The organism is Anaerotignum faecicola, assembly GCA_024460105.1.
Lineage (GTDB): Bacteria > Bacillota > Clostridia > Lachnospirales > Anaerotignaceae > JANFXS01.
The window spans coordinates 1-422 of record JANFXS010000381.1; the positions used below are offsets into that span (position 1 = coordinate 1).

Below are 422 nucleotides of genomic sequence, written 5' to 3' on the forward strand. Positions count from 1 at the left end.
TATAATTCACCGCCCAGTCCCGATACCGTAGAATCGAATCGTGAAAGCTCTTAAACGAAAATATACTCTGCTGAAACGTCTTAACCACCGGAATTCCCCGGACATACTCCACCGCTTCGTTATTCATATCTTCCAGGGCATTCTGATACTGCCGCATACACTCCGCCATCCCGGTTCCCATCATGCGGCTTAAGAAAAATACGCCCACACCCATAGGAACCAGGCTGATCAGGCCAAATCTCCAGTCAAAGACCAGAAGAAGCACGAGAACAGCGACAGGCGTTACGACAGCCCCTGCCAGGTCCGGAAGCTGATGGGCCAGATAAGTCTCCGTCTGCCCGGCTCCGTCATCGATAATCCGGCGAAGCTTTCCGCTTCCCTCCTGTTTAAAATATCCGACCGGCAGCCTTGTCAGATGGTGA

General features: G+C 52.1%; 1 protein-coding gene. It reads right to left on the minus strand.

Annotated features, from left to right (window positions below; translation table 11 throughout):
• Positions 1-422, minus strand: a 422-nt coding sequence (locus NE664_14485) for an ABC transporter transmembrane domain-containing protein (protein MCQ4727842.1), incomplete at both ends; no start/stop codon positions are given.